The sequence below is a fragment of the Paenibacillus sp. LK1 genome (assembly GCF_002750415.1).
Lineage (GTDB): Bacteria > Bacillota > Bacilli > Paenibacillales > Paenibacillaceae > Paenibacillus > Paenibacillus taichungensis.
The window spans coordinates 291,543-313,256 of record NZ_PEII01000002.1 but is presented as its reverse complement, the minus strand read 5'-3'; the positions used below and the strand labels follow the sequence as shown (position 1 = coordinate 313,256).

The 21,714-nt window shown below is 45.9% G+C and carries 19 protein-coding genes; 15 read left to right on the top strand and 4 right to left on the bottom strand.

Annotation, left to right across the window (positions count from 1 at the left end):
• Positions 1-192 precede the first annotated feature (192 nt).
• From CS562_RS05175 to CS562_RS05160, 3 genes are all read left to right on the top strand, one after another.
• Positions 193-828, top strand: coding sequence for a glycoside hydrolase family 11 protein (locus CS562_RS05175; protein WP_076288544.1), 636 nt, complete (start codon positions 193-195; stop codon positions 826-828).
• A gap of 218 nt (positions 829-1,046) precedes the next feature.
• A complete protein-coding gene (locus tag CS562_RS05170) occupies positions 1,047-1,886 on the top strand; it encodes a formylglycine-generating enzyme family protein (protein WP_099854118.1) in 840 nt (279 codons plus the stop codon).
• Positions 1,887-2,229: 343 nt separating this feature from the next.
• Positions 2,230-3,672 carry a hypothetical protein gene (locus CS562_RS05160; RefSeq protein WP_099854114.1) on the top strand — a complete coding sequence of 481 codons (1,443 nt, stop codon included), beginning with the start codon at positions 2,230-2,232 and terminating at the stop codon, positions 3,670-3,672.
• A 79-nt stretch (positions 3,673-3,751) separates the two neighbouring features.
• Here the strand turns inward: CS562_RS05160 and CS562_RS05155 are convergent, their stop codons facing one another.
• Together CS562_RS05155 and CS562_RS05150 are read right to left on the bottom strand one after the other, a co-directional pair.
• A complete protein-coding gene (locus tag CS562_RS05155; RefSeq protein WP_063565020.1) occupies positions 3,752-4,135 on the bottom strand; it encodes a winged helix-turn-helix transcriptional regulator in 384 nt (127 codons plus the stop codon).
• Positions 4,128-4,490: a winged helix-turn-helix transcriptional regulator gene (locus CS562_RS05150; RefSeq protein ID WP_076288548.1), complete on the bottom strand. Its 363-nt coding sequence runs from the start codon at positions 4,488-4,490 to the stop codon at positions 4,128-4,130. The genes CS562_RS05155 and CS562_RS05150 overlap by 8 nt, the downstream gene beginning before the upstream one ends.
• Before the next feature lie 104 nt (positions 4,491-4,594).
• Here CS562_RS05150 and CS562_RS05145 point away from each other — a divergent pair, with 104 nt between their 5' ends.
• Entirely contained in the window at positions 4,595-5,509 is a 915-nt protein-coding gene (locus tag CS562_RS05145) for an arginase family protein (RefSeq protein ID WP_099854112.1), read from the top strand.
• Between the two features lie 163 nt (positions 5,510-5,672).
• On the opposite strand, the gene CS562_RS05140 is transcribed toward CS562_RS05145, so the two are convergent.
• Together CS562_RS05140 and CS562_RS05135 are read right to left on the bottom strand one after the other, a co-directional pair.
• Positions 5,673-6,524 (bottom strand): aldo/keto reductase, encoded by an 852-nt coding sequence (locus CS562_RS05140; protein WP_076288550.1) that lies wholly within the window; start codon positions 6,522-6,524, stop codon positions 5,673-5,675.
• A 226-nt stretch (positions 6,525-6,750) separates the two neighbouring features.
• Positions 6,751-7,794, bottom strand: coding sequence for an SIS domain-containing protein (locus CS562_RS05135; RefSeq protein ID WP_099854110.1), 1,044 nt, complete (start codon positions 7,792-7,794; stop codon positions 6,751-6,753).
• 281 nt (positions 7,795-8,075) lie between these two features.
• Here CS562_RS05135 and fba point away from each other — a divergent pair, with 281 nt between their 5' ends.
• The 11 genes from fba to CS562_RS05080 all read left to right on the top strand — a co-directional run bounded on the left by fba (position 8,076) and on the right by CS562_RS05080 (position 21,713).
• A complete protein-coding gene (fba, locus tag CS562_RS05130; protein WP_076288552.1) occupies positions 8,076-8,942 on the top strand; it encodes a class II fructose-1,6-bisphosphate aldolase in 867 nt (288 codons plus the stop codon).
• Positions 8,906-9,868, top strand: coding sequence for a 1-phosphofructokinase family hexose kinase (locus CS562_RS05125; protein ID WP_083678871.1), 963 nt, complete (start codon positions 8,906-8,908; stop codon positions 9,866-9,868). Before fba ends, CS562_RS05125 begins: the two co-directional genes overlap by 37 nt.
• Positions 9,869-10,052: 184 nt before the next feature.
• Positions 10,053-10,853 (top strand): DeoR/GlpR family DNA-binding transcription regulator, encoded by an 801-nt coding sequence (locus CS562_RS05120; protein ID WP_076288554.1) that lies wholly within the window; start codon positions 10,053-10,055, stop codon positions 10,851-10,853.
• 70 nt (positions 10,854-10,923) lie between these two features.
• A complete protein-coding gene (locus CS562_RS05115; RefSeq protein WP_076288555.1) occupies positions 10,924-12,216 on the top strand; it encodes an ABC transporter substrate-binding protein in 1,293 nt (430 codons plus the stop codon).
• Between the two features lie 15 nt (positions 12,217-12,231).
• A complete protein-coding gene (locus CS562_RS05110; protein WP_076288556.1) occupies positions 12,232-13,167 on the top strand; it encodes a carbohydrate ABC transporter permease in 936 nt (311 codons plus the stop codon).
• Between the two features lie 22 nt (positions 13,168-13,189).
• Positions 13,190-14,014 (top strand): carbohydrate ABC transporter permease, encoded by an 825-nt coding sequence (locus CS562_RS05105; RefSeq protein ID WP_076288557.1) that lies wholly within the window; start codon positions 13,190-13,192, stop codon positions 14,012-14,014.
• A gap of 18 nt (positions 14,015-14,032) precedes the next feature.
• Positions 14,033-15,334 carry an alpha-galactosidase gene (melA, locus tag CS562_RS05100; RefSeq protein ID WP_099854108.1) on the top strand — a complete coding sequence of 434 codons (1,302 nt, stop codon included), beginning with the start codon at positions 14,033-14,035 and terminating at the stop codon, positions 15,332-15,334.
• The gene (locus tag CS562_RS05095) at positions 15,334-16,287 is read left to right on the top strand and encodes a carbohydrate kinase family protein (protein WP_180287034.1); all 954 of its coding nucleotides are present in this window, start codon (positions 15,334-15,336) and stop codon (positions 16,285-16,287) included. Before melA ends, CS562_RS05095 begins: the two co-directional genes overlap by 1 nt.
• A 50-nt stretch (positions 16,288-16,337) precedes the next feature.
• Complete coding sequence (locus CS562_RS05090; protein WP_099854104.1) at positions 16,338-17,885, top strand: right-handed parallel beta-helix repeat-containing protein; 1,548 nt, start codon at positions 16,338-16,340, stop codon at positions 17,883-17,885.
• A 255-nt stretch (positions 17,886-18,140) separates the two neighbouring features.
• Entirely contained in the window at positions 18,141-19,802 is a 1,662-nt protein-coding gene (locus CS562_RS05085; protein WP_099854102.1) for an extracellular solute-binding protein, read from the top strand.
• Positions 19,803-19,877: 75 nt separating this feature from the next.
• Positions 19,878-21,713 (top strand): sensor histidine kinase, encoded by a 1,836-nt coding sequence (locus tag CS562_RS05080; protein WP_180287033.1) that lies wholly within the window; start codon positions 19,878-19,880, stop codon positions 21,711-21,713.
• The last annotated feature ends 1 nt before the right edge of the window (position 21,714 follow it).

The following is a 21,714-nucleotide window of genomic DNA, read 5'->3' as shown; positions in this document are numbered from 1 at the left end:
ATAAATCTAAACATATTAGAGATTAATCTTTAGTTTGTCAGGTTTTTATGTAATCGCTATCATTCTATAATTTAGTCAGAAAGGAGGTAAAAGTAAAAAAAAAAATTGCATCAAATGGTAATTGAGAACTTCAACCGAGAATCAGACGAAAGCAGTCGATAAGGCAAATACAATCATATTGGGAGGTAGAGTATGTTTAAATTTAGCAAAAAAATGTTGACGGTCATTCTTGCGGCTTCCATGAGTTTTGGCGTGTTTGCAGCAACCTCAAGTGCAGCGACAGATTATTGGCAGAATTGGACCGATGGCGGCGGTACGGTTAATGCTGTGAATGGATCGGGCGGAAATTACAGTGTGACATGGCAAAATACGGGGAACTTTGTTGTTGGTAAAGGCTGGAATGTTGGATCTCCAAACCGGACAATTAACTATAATGCTGGGGTTTGGTCTCCATCCGGCAATGGCTATTTGACACTCTACGGGTGGACAAGAAATGCACTTATTGAATATTACGTTGTAGATAGTTGGGGCACATACCGACCAACCGGAACGTTTAAAGGTACTGTCAACAGTGATGGAGGAACCTATGACATCTATACAACGATGCGATACAATGCACCTTCCATTGACGGTACACAAACCTTTGCCCAGTACTGGAGCGTAAGACAGTCGAAGAGAGCGACCGGGGTTAACTCCGCTATTACGTTCAGTAACCATGTGAACGCATGGGCAAGCAAAGGAATGAATCTGGGTAGCAGTTGGTCTTACCAGGTGTTAGCGACAGAAGGATATCAAAGCAGCGGAAGTTCCAACGTAACGGTGTGGTAAGTAATCCATGGTAAGCAACCCCACGGTGACCCGTTTAACGTAAGTAAAACAGATTTTTAAACATTAGGGACAGGCTCAATGCCTTTTCCTCAGTTCTACCATCAGTCCGGATATGTTGAAGGTCGTTTCAGTCAGACAAATGGCCTTCGACGTTGCCGGATGAGAATGGCAGTCATCATAGCCACTTATTTTCCCATTAGCTTAAAGGAGATCCTTCAATGAGAAAGCTGTTGATGTTCTTTTTAATAGCAACAATGCTAGTGATCAGTGCTTGTTCGCAGGATAAACCCGAACCGAAGGATAACCTTGTATTCGTGCAAGGTGGAACGTTTAAGAACAACAAGACCAATTTTGCCGGTAGAAATGTGACCCTGTCGAACTTTTATATCGGAAAATATGAGGTAACTCAAAAAGAGTGGGAAGATGTCATGGGAAATAATCCCTCAGGATTCAAAGGAGAACAATTACCCGTAGAAATGGTGAGTTGGTATGACGCGGTAGAGTATTGCAATCAAAGAAGCATACAAGAGGGCTTGAAGCCGCATTACAACATCGATAAGGGCACCCAAGACCAGAATAATAAGAATGATAACGATAATATAAAATGGACAGTAACGATTAATGAGGGAACTAACGGTTACCGACTGCCTACAGAAGCGGAATGGGAATATGCCGCAAGCGGAGGTCAGGAGAGCAAGAATTACACATACAGCGGTAGCAACAACGCCGATGAAGTCGCATGGTATTGGAAGAACGCCGGGGACAAAATCTTAACTGGAGACTGGAACTGGCCTGCCATAGAGAGCAACAAAAACAAAACCAAATCAATTGGTACCCAGCAGCCCAACGAGCTTGGAATCTACGATATGTCTGGCAATGTAAGAGAATGGTGCTGGGACTGGTACAGCGATGCTGAGAGTCAAATACCATCATTTCGGGTTGTAAAAGGCGGAGGCTGGATTGGCGGTGTCAATAATAACGAGATCGCTTTTCGAGGGAAATTTGATGCAAATGGTTTTGGTCCCGATCAGGGTTTTCGTGTTGCTCGCGGAGAATAGTCGAAAGGTGGTAAATTATCTAAATAGTTTAAGGCGGGCTCATATGCTGAAAAGTAGATCGTTGAACATAAAGAGATGGCCATGCTAATGCAGATTAGCCAGGACATCTCTTTTTTGAATTGCTTGTATTTCATTCAAAATGCACAGGATCGGAAACGTGATGCATTGCCGTACAATTTGAACCTTTATTTTGCAGGATCAAAAAGTATCCTACGACACAAAAATGATCGGATCATACAAAAAAGTGCGTACTATTCAACGGTTAGGGCACCTGATAATCTGACATTCGAAGGGCAAGTTACATTGTCGTTCAATATAAAAACGTACTGAAGGGGTGGGAAAAATGCCAGCGTATCAACTTCACTTGAAAGATAAACGGATCGTATGGGGAAACGCAATAGATGTGGAGTCTCTCATTGGCACATATCCACAGGACTCGATTAGAACAGGCGAGAATGTGGCTTTGGATTGGAAATTGCCTGACGGCATATATAGAGCAAAAGAGGTCGTCATAGAGCTGGATAAACTGCTTGAGGCGATTCTGGTTCAGCTGGGCGAACCGATAAACGGTGATCCTTCGGTGTTATTGGATAGCCTTCAAGCCAATTTGGCAATCTCCGGTGATTTGTCATCGCTACCGCTTGGTCCATTAGCTTTGAAGGATAAGGCAGGTGTTGAAATTACGACACAGGCGGCACGAATTGGTGAACAATTGGTTCACTGGGCAAGAGAGATTAATTCTGAAAAGAGGGCACTGTCGCAATATGGACCAGAGACCCTGGGAGAGCTGGAATTTAGAAGTCGTTGCTACGGTCATACCCTAATACCGGAAGCTATTGCTCAGGTTTGGGGTCCCGCTGGGGGGCCGAGAGTTATGCAGTTATATAATGAATACTTACACCAATTTGTGTTACTGCGGGATGCATTACTTCCTTTTGCCAATTGGGAACAAGTACCTTTTGAAGTCAAGGAACACGCTCAATTCAAAGGATTACGTTTTCTGGAGCCTGCCCGTAAGGTCTTTTTAACTCAATTGCTCGGGAAGGAATTAACGCACAAGGCGATTGTCCAGTATGCACAGAGTGTGCTTAGCTCGGGTTTGACTTCGGTAGGTTACGGCTTTCAATATCCTTTGGGAACGGTGTTGCCCGCTGGATTGGGAGAGTCGGCTGGAACGGCTGCGCGTTATCTTCTGAAATGGCATCCGGTACAAACCATTGAGACTAAAGATACAAAAGATATAGTTGCCATCTCATTGGAATATGAATATGACGATTATTATGCTGCACCACGAAATGAAGCAGGAACGGGTATACCTGGCAATAAGGATTACCTTCATATTTCAGAAGACCATAGTGATCTCCCATCCATCGCAAGGCTGCTTCCGAATACAGGGTCAGATCGAACAACCGTGCGTTTCACTGTGGAGAGAGAAGGTCATGCATCATCTAGTGTAGAATCTAGTGTGGATCTCGGTCAGCTTTTCAGGGGACATCGATTTTCATATCGGCCTGAAAAGAACAACCATTCCAAGGAAGCTACTGTGAAGCGAACATCAACCAGCATTCATCAGGTAGCAGACATTTTGTCGCATTCCGGATTGGTGACAAATACGGATAATGGAGTCCATGTCATACCAACAGGCGGAAATGAACTTGTACAGTGGGCTTTATTAGGCAAGCTGTATCCCGAAAATGTGGTGTTAGTGGACAAAGGAGATCAAGAGGAGCTGGAAGCAGCTTTGGTTTCTGGGAAGGGGTATGGAACGCAATTTTTGGTGTTGTAATGCTATAAACCATTCGTGACAGATGATATGACGACGGCAGCGTCTCGTACAGAGCTGCTGCCGTCTAATTACGACTACTTTAATTTACATTAGCGATGTCGCGGCGAGAGTCATCATTGTCGCAAGATACTTCGTCGGGGAATTTCTCGATATAAGTCGTGCCAAACTTGCACAACATCTGTAGCATGGGGGCCAGTTCCTCGCCCAGATCGGACAAATAATATTCTACTTTTGGCGGTGCAACCGGATAGACCTTGCGAATAATCAGGCCGTCACTTTCAAGCATTCTGAGCTGCATTGTAATCATGCGTTGGGTTGCGTCAGGAAGAAGTCGCTGAAGCTCATTAAACCGAATGGGACCTTTAGTTAAGTGATTGAGTATAGAAATTTTCCATTTGCCGCTAAGTAAGCTCATAACAATTTCCGAGGTACAGCGATAGGTTTTATTTCTAAAGTTAATCATCCTCCAACACACCTCTTTCACTTTGATTTTGTACTCCCCACTCACATAAACCTTCCAGAACGGGCAATAACGTTTCCGCTTTATCGGTCAGTCTGTACTCGACTTTAGGCGGGACTTGAGGATACTCTTTCCGTTCGACCATACCATCCGCTTCCAATTCTTTTAGTTGTGAACTCAGTGTTTTAAACGTAATCGCTCCAATTTGTCTTTTCAGTTCATTAAAGCGTACCGGTTGGTTTTCTGCTAAAAGATAAATTATGACCATCTTCCATTTGCCGCCAATGACAGACAATGTATAGCCAAAAGGCGTATCTTGAATATGTTTAACCTTACCTTGATATTCAGCCATGCTCATATTTATGCTATCCTTTCGGGTAGTACCTGTCATAATTGTGCGTACTACTTTTTGATTTGCGTTCAGTTTATACTAACCTTACTTTGAAGTAAAGGAGAGAAAACATGAATCAAAAAACAATACGTCTGTTAATGCCACAATGGCAAGGCGGGAATAATCCTAACTACTCTTTTGGCGCGGAACTGCTTGCCTGGCTGGCTCCTGATAATGATCAACCACTGATTCAAGTTCCTGTACAAGCATATGATGGAACTCCACTGGAAAACGAGAATGGTGTAAATGGGAGGAAACAGCTCCTTGAACAATTGGAAGCAGCCCAGCATATTATTCATGCTCACAAGCCTGACCGCATCGTCATGTTTGGCGGAGACTGCTTGGTCGAACAAGCTCCGTTTGCCTATTTAAACGAACGGTATAATGGAGAGTTAGGCTTGATCTGGATCGATGCGCACAGTGATTTGGTTGGTTACGTGGGATATGATAACGGACATACGCTACCACTGGGCAATCTTTTGGGAGAAGGGGATGAGGAGTTTGCACAACATGTAAAAATTCCTCTAAAACCTGAAAATGTCTTTATCGCGGGGTTGGCAACGCCTACAGAACAGGAGGGCGAAGTGATCTCAGAAGCGTTTGAACGATTAGGTATAACGACTGTAGAATCAGATGCAGAAATGATTCAAAGACTTGGCATTAGAACTTCCGGAGCTGAAGAGTTAACAAAAAGTACGGAATCCATCAAAGAGTGGATCAAAGAAAGCGGTATTAAGCATCTCGCTATTCACCTGGATCTAGATGTGCTTGATCCTAAGGCTTTTCGTTCGTTATTATTCGCGAATCCTGAAGGACCTTATACGTTCTCTCCTGCGGGCAGCTTGCAAATCTCCCAGCTCCTGCATCTACTCAAAGAACTATCGGAAGAAACAGATGTGGTGGGATTGGGTATAACCGAGCACATGCCATGGGATGCAATTAACCTGAAAAACCTGCTGGGGGAAATACCTATTTTAAATAAGTGAAATTATATGCGAGGGCTAATCATCGCTGAACAATAACTAATTTATCTCACCAAAGCAAAAAAAAGGGCCGTATATGACTACGGCTCCTTTTGTTTATCTTTCTTATTACTTGCCTCTGAATGAGAGCTTCAATGAAAAGGAACTGAACGATCTCCCCGAAGGGTCAGATATCAAGTTTACGTGTACCGATCCACTTCACCATCTCTGGGTCGTTATGAGAAAAGAATAGACTCTGCTTCGTATCTAATGCAGTAATCGATTCCATATCATCTTGGCTTAATTCAAAATCAAAGATATTGAAGTTCTCAACAATTCTCTCTTTACGAACAGACTTCGGAATGACAACGACATCTCGTTGTGTCAACCAGCGCAAAACGACCTGAGCAACAGATTTATTCACCTTTTTCGCAATGGATAGCAATACATCATTCTGGAAAAGATCATTTCTTCCTTCAGCAAAAGGCGCCCAGGATTGAATCTGAACATTATTCTCTTTCATAAAAGCAGCACTTTCGATTTGTTGATTGAAAGGGTGTGTTTCAACCTGGTTTACCGCAGGAACTACCTCGTTATGAATGATTAAATCGATCAGACGATCCATCTGGAAGTTACTAACCCCAATGGCACGGACCTTTCCTTCACGATACAATTCCTCCATTGCACGCCAAGAGCCGTACACATCGCCAAAAGGCTGATGAATTAAATACAGATCCAACACATCCAATTGCAATCGTTCCAGAGATTTTTGGAATGCTTTTTTAGTGTTTTCATATCCAGTATCCTGAACCCAAAGCTTTGTAGTAATAAATAACTCTTCTCTTGGGACACCACTTCGTTTAATGGCTCGACCAACGGCTTCTTCGTTCAGATATGATGCAGCTGTATCAATCAGGCGATATCCTGCCATAATGGCATCGTAAACGCTTTGTTCGCATTCATTTTGATCTGCAATTTGATAAACACCAAAACCCATAATGGGCATCTCCACACCATTGTTAAGTATTACTTTTTCCATGTTAAAGCCCTCCTTTTTATATGCTTATTATGTACCAAATCATAATTCTAGCGTTATATCATTCTTATCAAATGTTTGCCTAATTATCTCACAGGACATATAAAATTGATTTTTGACCTTCAAGTAAAAGACTTCTATTCTGCCTCGAATAGAAGTCTTAGGATTCTCCTCTAAAAATTACCCTTGCTCAAAACGTCCAAGCGGATCAAAAGAACTAAGCTTTCTTTTATAGCTTGACCCAGGCTACCAGGCCATCGGGTTGATCCGGGTTAATACCGTGCCGTTCGGCATTAGCCAAAGCGGCTATTTGCGAGATGAAAATGAAAGGAATACCCCGTACTGCTGTGTTAAGTGGATGACTTGTTGTGATCTCAAGGTCTATGAACTCTTGCGGGATGCCCATCGCCCGATCGGCAAATGTAATAATGGTGGCTCCACGCTCCTTAATATCCCTCAACAGATTGCGTTGATGCTCAATACCACTGTCCGATAAGGCAGCGATCACTAAAGTATCCGAGCTTACGGTGACCATCGGCCCGTGCCGAACGTCAAGAAGATGGTATGCGTGGGCTTGTGTCTTGGCAATCTCGGTCAGAGCGATGGCGCCCTCAGCTGCCAGCCCTTGTAGTTCACCGTCTGCGAGCAAGACTGCGTTTGTCCAATTGAAGTTGGAGACGCGGCGGATGCTGTCCTCTACACGTGCCATGTAGGCTTCACCTTGATGAATCGCTTCCTGCATATCGATAATCAGCTCCTCATCACCAGCAAGAAAAGCGGCAAGCAGCAGATTGGCTGCATACAGATTGGTTACTGTGCGGGTCTGGCAAACGCTATGGTCGAAAGCCCAGGGCAGTTCCAGAGGGAAATCGGCGCTTTTGGATAACGGCGAGTCCGTTACACAAGAAATCGTTAATAAAGGAATACGTCGATCAGACTGGAGCAAACGCAATGCTTCAACGACTTCACTCGTACTGCCAGATCGTGACGGCGCTATGATCAGACTACCCTCCAGCATGGGACGATAGCGGTCTGCATGGAGCATGAGATCACCCGCGGCAAGTGACATTGCAGGCAGGCCGGCACGCAAACGGAAGGAAAAAGCGGCCGCTTCGCTCAAGCAATAACTGGACCCGGCGCCAACAAAGGTTACGGAGGTAATCGCTTGAGCTTGGACAAAGGCAGTAAATTCCGTGCGCTTGGCCAGTAAATAGTTGTACGTCTGCTGCAGGGCCTTATATTGTTCTTTTACTTCACGATAAGTCAAACTCATAAAAAATACCTCCCGGGAATGATTTAGATTGATAACTTCAGTTTGTGATCTTTTCGATCAAATATATAGTTATATGATTGTGTTAATCATAATTATGCCTTTACAACGCACTAAATTGCAATAGTTTTCCAAAATAATGATTGATTTAATCAAATAAAAAGATTATTATGATCACAAGCTAGAAATTATCAAATGTTTCCCATACTCATCTGACCCGTGAAGGGAGGTGCAGGATCGTTCAAATCGTCGCGAGCGACGAAACCTTAAAAGGGGGAATGGATATGCCACTGATCTCGTCCACTGAAATGCTGCAAACAGCTCGCAGAGACCAATACGCCATCGCTGCATTTAATGTTCATACCCTGGAGATGCTTCAGGCTGTCGTTGAAGCGGCTGTAGAAACCGAGTCACCACTCATTATTCAAACTACGGTGGGTACAGTCAACCACTTGGGTCCAGATTACATTGCTCATGCGGCTAAAACCGCAGCGGACTTGACGGATATCCCTATCGCACTTCATTTGGATCACTGCACTGATTTTTCAACGATTATCCGATGCATACGGGCAGGTTATACCTCTGTAATGATCGATGCATCCATGTATCCTTTTGAAGAAAACGTGAACCTAACCCGTAAAGTGATGGAGGTTGCCCAGGCATCTGGCGTAAACGTGGAGGCAGAGCTTGGCAAGGTTGGCGGCGTTGAGGACGATATTGTCGTTGAGGAACAGCATGCTTCCCTAGCAGATCCGGAAGATTGCGTGCAATTTGTTGAACGCACCGGCGTAACTACCCTCGCTCCAGCAATTGGTACCGCACACGGTATTTATAAGGGACAGCCGAACATAGATTTTGTACGAATTGAAACCATTGCGAATCGAGTATCGGTTCCTTTGGTGCTGCACGGTGGTTCGGGCATTCCAGCTGAACAGATTCATCGGGCGGTTGCACTGGGGATGTCCAAGGTAAACATAGCCACAGAGCTGCGTATTGCTTTTTCCGAAGCTATCAAAGATGTATTTGTAATCCATCCAGAAGAGAATGATCCACGCAAATACATGGCTCCGGCGAAGGAAGCAGTTAAACGGCTTGCCATGGAGAAAATACGGTTATGTGGAAGCACTGGCAAAGCCGGCGTAGTCCGATGATTACCACAGTTACACTCCATGCGGCCATCGACCGGACGTTGTACGTTGACAAGTTTGGCGTAGGTCAAGTGCATCGAGTGACAAGACAGGTTAATGAGCCAGGTGGCAAAGGCAATAACGTAGCCAAGGTGATCCGGCAGCTCGGCGGTGAAGTCACAGCTACAGGCATTATTGCCGGCAACAATGGTGTATTTATTGAGAGCAGTCTGACTGAACGGGGAATACGGACTTCTTTTATCCAATCAGCGGGAGACTCCCGAGTCTGCCTTAACATTGTGGACGATTCCTGTGGTACCTCTACAGAGCTACTTGGGCAGGGCCCAACCATGTCAGAAGCCGAAGTTGAAGCGATCAAGAAAAAAGTACAGGAGCTAGCCACGCAGTCCAGTGCAGTTGTGATGTCTGGAAGTTTACCCCCAGGTGCGCCGGACACATTGTACGCAGAATTGATTTGTATTGTCCGTTCAGTAGGAACGAGAGCCTTTCTGGATACAGGTGGAACAAGTTTCAGCATTGGGCTGAGTGCAACGCCCCATTTCGTGAAGCCAAATGAACTGGAACTGGCCGAGTGGCTGGGGCAAAAGCCGAAAGAAATTAACGGATGGGCCCGTGCAGCGCACAGGTTGGCGCATCAGGGCATTGACGAGGTGTGCATAACACTCGGCAGTGACGGTGCTCTGGCTATTTTAAATGGAAAAGCATATCTGGCAAAACCGCCATCCATTCAGCCTGTGAATACGGTAGGTTGCGGAGACGCCTTTGTTGCCGGCATGGCATATGCAGGAGAACGCGGTGATTCGCCCGACTCCAGACTGCGTATGGCTATCGCGGCTGCCGCAGCGAATGCAATGTCTTCCAAAGCAGGTGACATCGATCATGTACTCTTTGAGAAGTACGTACATCAGGTGCAAATTATACCTTTATGATAGTTGAAGGTTTGGAAAACCAGCTTCATATCCCTCATGAATAACCGTTAGATAGATGCTTTTCTTATGGGATGCAGTTCATGTCGACATATTGCAATCCATCCTTTCATCCTACACAATAGAGCTAGCACGGGCTGAAGTTAACGGATATCATACAGGCCCAGACATATTAAAGGAGAGACTTATGCAATATTCAAAGGGTGAACTGCGCAGAGCACAAACATTGGAACTGATTAAATCGCATGGGAAAATATCGCTGCAAGAGATTGTCCAGACGGTTGGCTGCTCGGAAGCAACCGCAAGACGTGACTTGGACGCACTTGAAAAAGCGGGCGAGATTATTCGAACAAATGGGGGAGCCATATATGAAGGAGGCCTGACGTCGGCGGTATCGGAGCTGCCTTTTGCAGCAAAACGCGATTTCCGACGGATGGATAAGGAACGGATTGCGGCCACGGCGGCAGCCCTTGTTAAAGAGGGAGACATTATCTGCCTGACGGGAGGTACAACGACGTTCTTTATTGCGAAAGCACTCAAAACGCACCGTAATATTACGATTGTCACCAACGCGGTGAATATTGCTTATGAATTGGCTGATGCCGAAGATATTCAGGTCGTCGTGATTGGCGGCGTTATGCGGTCTAAAAGCTACGAGTTATGCGGTCCGCTGGCGGAAAGCGTAATCGACAAAATTAACATTACGAAAATGTTTCTCGGGGTGGACGGAGTAACGCAGAATTTCGGCTTTACGATGCATTCCGAGCTTGAAGCTCGTATTGCCCAATTAACAATGGAACGTTCCAGCGAGGTTTATGCTGTATTCGATCAAAGCAAGATTGAGAAAAGTGCTTTGTTTACGATTGCTCCCTTAACTCAGGTGACTGGAGTGATTACGAATAAACAGCCGGAGGGATGGTTTGAGCAGGCGTGCCGGGAGCATCAGATTGCGATACATACAACTACAGACCACATTGCTTCTATATAAATACACGTAAAACTCAAATGTCCTTCCCTTCATATGCTGGCTAATTTGCAGGACAAGGGAGGATATGCGAATGCATTTTTCCAAGTTTATGCTGATCATTGCGATGGTTTGTGTTGTATTCGCTGAAGCGGGCTGTTCCAGCTCCTCCTCTTCAGGCGGCGATACATCCGCAGACCCGCAAGGTAAGGTGAATCTGGTCTTTTGGAGTCATCAGGAAGACGCCATTGTGGGCGCATACAAGAAATTAATATCCAAATACCAGACCTTACACCCCGATATAACGATCGAGTATCAGACCTTTCCATATGATGTATACAGCCAGAAGCTGAAAGCCTCATTCTCCGCGAAGAAACCACCCGATATTGCCGAATTTTTCGGCACGTGGGTGCCCGAATATTCCAAGAACGACCTGCTTGTCGAAATCCCTGATAGTGAAAATGTAAAAAAAGAGTACTATGATGCTCCCCTTGGGGGATATTTGCGAGATAACAAGTTATATGGGCTGCCACTTGAGTACAACATTGAGAATGGCGGCATGTTGATTCACCCGCAAATGCTCAAAGACCAAGGCTTCGATCACGCACCGTCCAACTGGACAGAGCTTGTGGACTACGCCAAAAAATTGACTGTCCGTGAGAACAATGTCATCAAAGTCAAAGGCTTCGATTTTGTATCTGCAGACAATATTACGTTTACTTTCTTATCCCTTATTTTGCAGCAAGGTGCAAGTTTTATGGGTGAAGACGAACATGTTAATTTCCACTCACCGGAGGCGGAGAAAGCGATGTCCACCTTGGTTTCGCTCGTGGCCGATAACAAAGTTGCGGATTTAACCACGTTCGGAAGCGAGCTGGATACCTCTGACTATTTTTTTCAGGGGAAATCAGCCATGACCTATCGCGGTCCGTGGACGATTGCTGCGGGACAGAACAACTACAAAGTTGATGATTTTGAATACGTTTCCGTGCCTTCCTTTACGGAAAATCCACCTGTTTTTGCTGCCGAATCCGGTTGGGGGCTAGCGGTGTCCAAGAAAAGCAAACAACAGGAGGCTGCGCTTGATTTCATCCAATTCATCTCGGAGAAGGACAACCTCTCGACCTGGAATACGGATACCTTTACCGTTCCAGCCAAAAAAGAAATTGCCGAAAACCCGGAATTCCTGAAGAACAATCCTCATCTAAAGCCCTCGCTGGACATATTGGCGTTAGGTCAATGGATCGGTCCTATAGCAGACCGGGATTTCTTCTTCAAGCAGGTTAACGACAATTTCCAACTGATGGCCAGTGGGCAGCAGAATGTTCAGGACGGGTTAGCGAACATCGAACAGACAATCAATGATAATCAGGATCAACATAAGTGATAGGGGTGCTGGGGTATGAGTACTGCTATATCTACCAACAAGGCGGAAAAGGTTAACCCAGCGGTAAAGTCAACAGCTTACAGGGCAAAACGAAGGTTCATCATCATCTCACTCGTACCGATCTTGCTTCTGTTCGGGGTGTTTGCTTTCCTTCCCATCGCTTGGAGCCTGGGCTTGTCCGCATTCAAGTATGATCCGCTCAGCTCAAACGCGATATTCGTGGGGGCGCAGAACTACATTCGTATGTTTCAGGACTCCATCTTTCTGAAGTCATTGTGGGTAACCTTCAAATTTGTATTTATCGCCGTATTGATCAACATTGTTATTACACTTTTGATTGCTTCAGCGATACAGCGAGTCCGCATCCCTTGGCTCAAAAATGGCTTTCGGACCGTATTTTTTCTTCCCACGATCGCTCCGCTGGCGGGAACGGCTATCGTATGGAATACCATGTTCAACTACAATGACGGCTTGTTCAACATGATTCTCGCCAAGCTGAATATGGCGCCGATCCAGTGGCTCAGTGATCCGCATTATGCGCTCTACTCCGTCATCATGATGACCTTGTGGGCTGATATTGGCTATAATATCGTTCTTTTCATTGCTGGACTCGATTCTATCCCGGATATGTACTATGAAGCAGCGACGCTGGAGGGAGCGGGCCGATGGCATGTCTTTCTTCACATCACACTGCCACTGCTGCGCAGAACGTTGCTGTTTGTATCCATCACGACAGTTGTTTCCTATTTTCAGGCCTTCCCACAATTTCAGATTATGACCAAGGGCGGACCCTTCAACGAAACACGAGTGCTGTCATTGCAAATCTATGAACAGGCATTCTCCAGCTCCAATATGGGGTACGCATCTGCTATGGCAACCGTATTTCTAATGATCATCCTGCTTGTGACGCTGCTGCAACTTCGGTGGGGACGCACGCAATGGGAACATTGAGAGGAGAGGGGAGAAGAAACCGATGCCGCGTAAATTCAGCCTGTGGGAAGGGTTTACTATCGCAGTTCTTGCAGTTATAGCTTGTGTTATGCTTTTGCCTTATGTATGGATGGTGCTGTCATCACTAAAAAGTAACATGGACATCGTCTCGGGTTCCGGCGGTTTTTTTCCAAGTAAGCCGAGTCTGGACGGATACCGAACGGTTTTTAGCGAGGCGCCGTTCGTCACGTGGTTGCTGAACAGTCTGGTGACTTCCGTCATTATAACAGTGGTGACCTTGTTTACTAGCGCTCTAGCTGGATATGTCTTTGCTAAGCATCAGTTTAAAGGCAAGAAACTGCTATTCATTTTGATCCTGGCAACCATGATGATTCCCTTTCAGGTTATTATGATTCCCACGTATCTGATCACCGCTGAGCTTGGACTGGTTAACCATTTGCTGGCGATTATTTTGCCTAATCTGGTTAGCTCCTACGGCGTATTTCTGGCCAAACAATTCATAGAAGAGATTCCACAGGAGCTGCTGGAGGCAGCAAGGATGGACGGTTCTGGCGAATTCAGGCTGATGCTTCGTATCGTTATGCCGCTTATTCTGCCGATGCTGTCAGCGTTGGGGATATTCACGTTTATGAACTCCTGGAACAACTATCTGTGGCCATTGATTGTATTAAATGATGAGAGCAAGATGACCGTTCCACTGGCATTGGTCTATTTTAATGGAACGCATCAGGTCAATTACAACGTCGTTATGTCAGCTGCGGTACTGATTACAATACCGGTTATTATAATGTTCCTGATCTTCCAGAAGCAATTTATTAAAGGCCTAGCTATGACGGGCATGAAATAACGGGTGAGGAGAAGAGTTATGACTAAAATCTCAATTATCGGAGCAGGCAGTGCATTTACGCGAGAGATCGCTATGGATATCCTGCTGATTGAAGGCTTGGAGGGTGGCACGATTGCCCTGGTTGATATTGACGAGCGGCGGCTTGAGTTGGCACGTAGGCTGGTGCTTCAAATCGTAGAACGGACAGGAAAGAAGTGGGAGGTGCTTGCCTCTACGGATCGCAGAGAGGTCATCGGCGGTTCACAGTTCGTGATTAACCAAATTGAAGTAGGCGGACTGGAGACGGTTCGTTATGAATATGAAATTCCGCTGAAATACGGGGTTAAGCAGTGCATTGGCGATACACTTGGACCCGGAGGACTATTCAAGACACTCCGTACCCTTCCCAGCTGGATTGAAATTGTACGGGACATTGAAGCGCTCTGCCCAGACTGCATCATTCTAAACTATACCAATCCGATGTCGGCGGTTACACTCCTGACTTCCCGCATTACGGATATTCCGGTAGTGGGACTATGCCACTCCATTCAGAATACGTCGGCTCAACTGGCCGAATATGCCGGAGTTCCATATGAAGAGATGTCATGGAAAGCCGGAGGTATTAACCACATGTCCTGGTTTGTGGAGCTGTCGCACGCCGGGAGGGATCTATATCCAGTACTACTGGAGAAAATGAAAACTCCTGAACTGCTGCGGCAGGACCCGGTCCGCTTTGATGCGATGAAATACCTGGGTGCATTCGTCTCGGAATCCAGCGGCCATTTCTCGGAATATATCCCATATTACCGTAAACACCAATCGCTTATCGACCAGCACTGCAACTCAGGTTATAACGGAGCTACGGGGTTCTACGCTGACAACTGGCCGATCTGGCGGAGAGAGAATGATGAGCAGATCGTTTCACAGCTTGAGGGAACGGTACCGCTTGAGCTGAAATCCAGTAATGAATATGCTGCCATCATCATCGAAGCAGTATTGAAGAATGAGCCGAAGGTCATTTATGGTAACGTTCCTAACCGGGGGCTGATTGAAAATCTGCAGGCTGATGGCGTGGTGGAAGTGGCCTGTCTCGTTGATGGGAAAGGCGTTCAGCCCTGTCGCTTTGGAAGACTGCCCGAGCATTTGGCCGCATTATGCCGCTCGAACATGGCTTTTTTTGACCTAGCTGTAGAAGCTGTGCGGAGGAGTGACAGGGAGATGGCTCGCCATGCACTGATGCTCGACCCACTAACTGCTGCCGTATGCTCCCTGGAGGAGATCGGAAGTATGTTCGATGAACTGTATGAGGCGGAACAGGGATTTGTTCCGGTATTGAAATGATGCAGAGACAACAAACAAGTCCCGTTGTTGTCATTGCTGGCGAGCTAAATGTAGACGTCATTGTATCGGGAACGGATGTCATGCCGGAATGGAATCGGGAGAAAATGGTCGATGGCTTCGAGATTGTACTTGGTTCCTCTTCAGCAATAACGGCCTGTGCGCTGGCAAGTCTGGGAGCGGATGTGAGATTCGTTAGCGTAGTGGGAGATGACGATTTCGGCAAATTCTGTATAGCTGAGCTGCAGCGTATGGGCGTAAATACAGAGCATGTAAGACGATTATCTGGCATCAAGACAGGTGTAACTCTGTCGCTCTCCACACCTGATGACCGCGGGTTGTTAACTTACGCTGGCAGTATCCCATTGTTAACACCGGATTATATCCCGGAGTCCCTGCTACAGCAGGCCGCACATCTTCATTTTGGTTCCTATTATTTACAGGATGGAATGAGACCTCATTGGCGAGAGCTCTTTACAAGATTGCGGGCAGATGGAATCAGCACGTCTTTTGATACCGGTTGGGATGTATCCAATCAATGGGACCGCGAGGGCATAAGTGCACTACTGACGGTGACTGATTTGTTTATTCCCAGCGAGGATGAACTGCTGCGCATTTTCCCTGCCGACGGAGTGAGCCATGTGCTTGATTCCATGCTTCCTGATGTGGCGGGTATTGTAGCGGTCAAACAAGGGTCAAAAGGTGCTACACTGCGCGAACTGGACGAAAGTAGAATATCGGCCGAACCTTACACTTTGACGCCCGTCGATACGACAGGAGCAGGAGACTGTTTCAACGCAGGAATCATATATGGATACTTGCTTGGAATGCGAAGCGATGAACTGCTGCGATTTGCCAATGCATGTGGAGCATTGTCCACACTTGGCATTGGTGGCACAGGGAGTTTGCCGACGATGGAGGCTGTTCTTCTTTTGCAGGCTGAGCATGAACAATAAATCCTGATTTTAATCTAACACAACCAAATTGATCAAAGGGAGTTGAGAATATGTTGAAATTCGGTAAAACATTGCTGGTGGGATTAAGTATGGCGGTAGGGATAGGACTGATTTCAGGCATTGAATGGTCCTCATCTGCTGCAGCAGCAGGTACGGATTACTACGTAGCGACAAACGGAAATGACTCCAACACGGGAACGAGCAGCGCTCCATGGAAGACGCTCCAGCACGCAGCGGATGCTGTTCCTGCAGGCAGTACAGTGCATGTTCGTGGCGGTGTGTATAACCAGAAGCTGAAGATCACCCGCTCAGGCTCTGCTTCACAAGGGCCGATTGTATTCACTAACGATGGTACGGAGACACCGATTATTGACGGCACAGGACTTTCGGTTAGCGGGATTGAAGGGTTGATTGACCTGACCGATGTGAATTACGTTACTCTTCAAGGATTTGAAATTCGCAATTATACTACAGCTACCAAGGACGTCATGCCCGTAGGCATTTATGTTCACGGATCGGGCAGCTTTATCAATTTGTCTGGCAACAAAGTCCATGATATTAAAAACACGGCCACTCCAACTGGCAGTGATCTGCTTGGCCGTGACGCACATGGGATCGCCGTATACGGCACAAAAGCACCTGAATCCATTCACGATATTACGATTAATGGTAATGAACTGTATAATCTTGTGCTCGGCTCCAGCGAATCGCTGGTTCTCAACGGGAACGTGGACACCTTCTCGGTGACGAATAATGTTATTCACGATAACGACAACATTGGCATTGATCTCATCGGTTTTGAGGGGAAAGCGCCGAATACGGCTTACGATCAGGTGCGGAACGGACTCGTGAAGAGCAACAGAGTCTACAATATCACTTCCAACAATAATCCTTCGTATGGGAAGTCACTTCCGAATAACAGTAATGCGGCCGATGGCATTTATGTGGATGGTGGCAAGGATAGTATTATTGAACAGAACTATAGCTACAACAATGATATCGGTATCGAGATTGCGTCAGAGCATGCCGGTAAATCTACCAGCAATATTACAGTACGCAGCAACGCAGTCTACAACAACCGACTCACCGGCATCGCGATGGGCGGGTATGATACTAAACGCGGCTCTACCGTAAACTGTAAGATCGTTAACAATACCGTATACAAAAATGATACGCTTGGCGATGGCAGCGGCCAGCTTTACGTTCAATACGACACACAAAATAACGTAATTAAGAACAACATTTTCGTAGCCAGCTCTACAGATGTATTGATTTACAATGAATACACCAAGAATTCCGGAAACGTTGTGGATTATAATCTTTATTTTGCCCCTGCCGGAAGCAATGGAGCCAGCTGGACATGGAAAAATAAAGATTACACAGGATTCTCCGCTTATAAAACGGGAACTGGCAATGACGCGCATTCCTTGTTCATTGATCCCAAATTTGTGAATGCTTCGGGATACGATTTCCATCTTCAACCTACATCTCCAGCAATTGATGCCGGGAACACGGACAATGCAATTATTGGAACACTAGACATTGAGGGGAAACCAAGAGTACAGGGAGCTGCTGTGAATATCGGCGCTTACGAATGAGACTTATAATCTAATAGGAAAATTCTTTCCTAAGATAAACCAACAAGGGTAGCTGAGTGATCAGCTGCCTTTGTTTTATTTTATATTAAGAGTAATAACCCTTTTTAAATAGCTGTACCTGAATTAGACCTTACTTAAACTCATATTTAGGTAGGGAGCGGCATTTCCATTTCGAGCCAAGGATAGTAAAATCGGTTATAGCATGATTAATGCTAAGGTTAATTCACAACTGTAGCGAAGAAAGGAGGGGATGGAATGAAACTCGGTTTTATCAAGTACAGCGTGATTATCTATTGGGCCATAATCTTAATGCTAGTGTTGAGTGCGTGTTCCCGATCAGAGCAAAATGTAAGTCCGTCACTCCCACAACCCGCTCATCCTAAACAACAGCCAGCTGAATACAGGCCAAACCCGGATGAACCCGGATGGAAGCTTGATAACACACCTGTGGATTTGACCTGGTTTGTGGGTGCGAACTGGTATGGTCACACATGGGGTGAGAGCATAACCTCCAAGATTGTAACTGAGAAAACAGGTGTCAACATTAAATTCGAAATGCCATCCGGCGAAGCCAGTGAACAAATTGCGCTCATGATGGCCTCCGATAAGCTGCCGGATTTAATAACAATAGGTTCGTGGGAAAGTGCGATTAATAAGTTGTGGGAAGGAGATCAGGTATATGCCTTAAATGAATTGGCGGAGCAATATGATCCTTACTTTTTCAAGGTCGCGGGGGACGGTGCATTGAAGTGGTATCGTCAGGAAAACGGCAATACATATGGCATTCCAAATGATTCATACAGCCCCAGCCTGATGCAGGCCACTGGTTTGACGGCTGCGAACCAAACCTTCTTGGTGCGAAAAGATCTGTATGAGGCTATGGGAAGACCGGATTTGAGCACTCCGGAAGGCTTTCTGAACGCACTGCAATTGTTAAAGGATCAGTATTCTGTGTATAAAGGTCAGCTCATCAGTCCTTTCTTTGCTCAGGGGAATGTCTCTTACGGAATGACTGATTACCTGCAAAACCTGCTGGCTATTCCGCATGAAAAGGACGGCAAATTTAACGACCGTATGACCGACCCGGACTATATTACCTGGCTAAAAACCTTCCGCACAGCATATGAGCGAGGCTTGATTAATGTAGATTTTCTGGTGGACTCGAATGCTCAGGTAGAGGAAAAAACCAGTAATGCCCGTTATTTTATGATGATTCGCGAGTGGACTGGTATGGCGGCTATCAATCCGATCCTGGCTGCGGGTGCATATCCGAATTCGTACTACATCGCTGTAGATGGACCGCAAAACAGTCAAGGTGATTCCGCCAGACTGTTTCCTGGCAACATGGACGGCTGGATGGTTACGATGATTAGCAAATCCACCAAGAGTCCTGAAAGAGCCATCCGATTTTTGAGCTATTTAGCGAGCGAAGAAGGCCAAAGGGATGTATTTCTGGGCAAAGAAGGCGAAACATGGGCGATGAGGGATGGCAAACCGCAGTTGACGGCCGAAATGGTCCAATTGCTTGACACAGATAGGGAGCGTCTGGAAAAGGAATACGGTATCATGGATACCTACTGGATGCTACGCAACCCTGCTTTCGTTAACCAGTGGAGACCAGAAAAGGCGGCATCCGTTAAGCAAATGGAGGAGTTCGCGAATAAACAGGCGGATATGGACAGCGGCATCTATAAGGGAATAGATCCTGTTGGAGATTCCGATATAGCCTTATCCTGGTCGCGTATTTCTCAGAATTGGGAAGAAGTTCTGCCTGAACTGATTACTGCCAAAGATGAAGCTGCTTTTGATAAAATATTCGAGAATTTCTTGGCCCGCCGTGTGAATTACGGTTTTAATCAGGTAATGGAGTACCGTCAGACCGAGCTGGAAGCGAGAAAAGCTAAGATGGCTGAATAATCATTTCCTAACAACCTCGCTTTCTATCGACTAACTTGTAATATATGGTATAACAAAGGTGGTGAGGATTTCAGAGTGAATTACCTACTGACTAGATTGAGGAAACTTTACCGCAATGCCCGTATATCCCAAAAGCTGTTTCTGGCGTTCAGCCTGATGATTGCCATTCCCGTTATTTTAGTATCCTTTTTATATATTCGCATGCAGGAAACCCAGCTATACAAGGACGCTATGTCAGCGGGCAACAGCCATGTTTCATGGTTGAACGAACAATTGCGCAGCAGAATGGACATCATTGAGAACGCTTCCAATACGGCGCTCACTCAAAAGTCATTTGTGGATTTTATTCATTCCAATATGCTTGTGGATGGACTACGACTGGTGAAGTTTAAGCAAAACCAATTTGAGCAAATGCAAAATATCATTCAGAGTAATGCGATGATCAGTGAGCTCAGCTTTTACGTGGATAACCCGAACTTGTATGAAATCTGGCCTGAAATCTATCATTATCAGAAATTTTGGCCGCAAGATTACTGGGCTAAGCTTCGGGATGAAGGTGGTGCGGCTTACCGCTTATTTTCTTTTAAGGATGGTGAACATACGCTATCATACTACCGGCTGGTTCGCCTTCAGGGTCAGGAGAAAAAAAGGCCTAGTATTATGGAAATTCGCGTTCCGCACAGTATGTTTTTCAGCGATCTGCTCCAGGAGAGCAAGGGAGACTTCTTTTCTGTTTTAATGAACGAAAGCGATCCTCCCCAATATGTTTATAATCCCCAGCATGAGTTTTCTCGAAAAGCCGGAGAAGGACTGGACGAAATCCTTGGTGGTATTCATCGCCAGCTGGATGTACTGCCACAGGAAAGTCCCGTTAAGATTAAGGTCGGTGATCAGAGCTACTATGCACTGTACCGATATATCGCTCCGCTAAATACTTATGTGGTCGATATCGCTTCCCATCAGGCATTGATGAAGGGGCCACGCAGCTGGTATGCATTTGTGGTAACGATTACATTATTTGTTCTGCTGCTCATCATGCTGCTCGTATCACATACAACTCGGCGCATTTTCCGACGACTGGACAATGTACTGGCTTCAATGCGTCAGGTACGAAAAGGAGAACTGGATGCAACGATTGATACCGGCCTTGATGAGAACGAAAGAGGGGATGAGATTGATGAAGTGGCTGTGAGCTACAACAAAATGTTACATGAGGTTAAACGTCTGATGACACAGGTCGTGGATAAACAATTGATCGCCAAAAATGCACAGCTGCATTCACTGCATTCGCAGATCAACTCTCATTTTTTGTATAACGCACTGGAATCTATTCGAATGCTCGCGGAGGTTCAACGGCAACCTGCTATTGCGAATTCATTGGTATCATTAGGTTCGCAACTTCGCTACAGCATGCAGTGGCGCAGCGATACGGTTGCGCTTCGCGAGGAACTTGCTAACATTCAAAGTTACGTTCAATTTATTAATTTAATGGAAGGCGGCAGCATCATATTGAGGGCAGATCTTCCGCAGGAGGTGCTCCGCTATGCAATTCCTAAAATGTGCATGCAGCCTATCGTTGAAAATGCAGTGCATCACGCTGCACCATCAGGCGGGAGTGTGTGTATTCAGATCACCGTTTCAGTGGAGAATGACCGCTTGCTCATTAACATACGAGATGATGGTGAGGGGGTAGACCAGGAGATGTTAGTACGACTGCAAGGGGCACTGCGGGGAGACTCGGATTCGCCGATTGTTACCAGCAAGAACGGACTTGGTTTGGAAAATGTGAATAAGCGGCTGCAGCTTCATTATGGCGAGGATTACGGTCTTTGGATTGATAGTGTTCAGGGCGTTTATACCTGTGTAACCATACGTTTGCCTTGGGAAAATGTAAATCTTGGAGGGTGGTAGG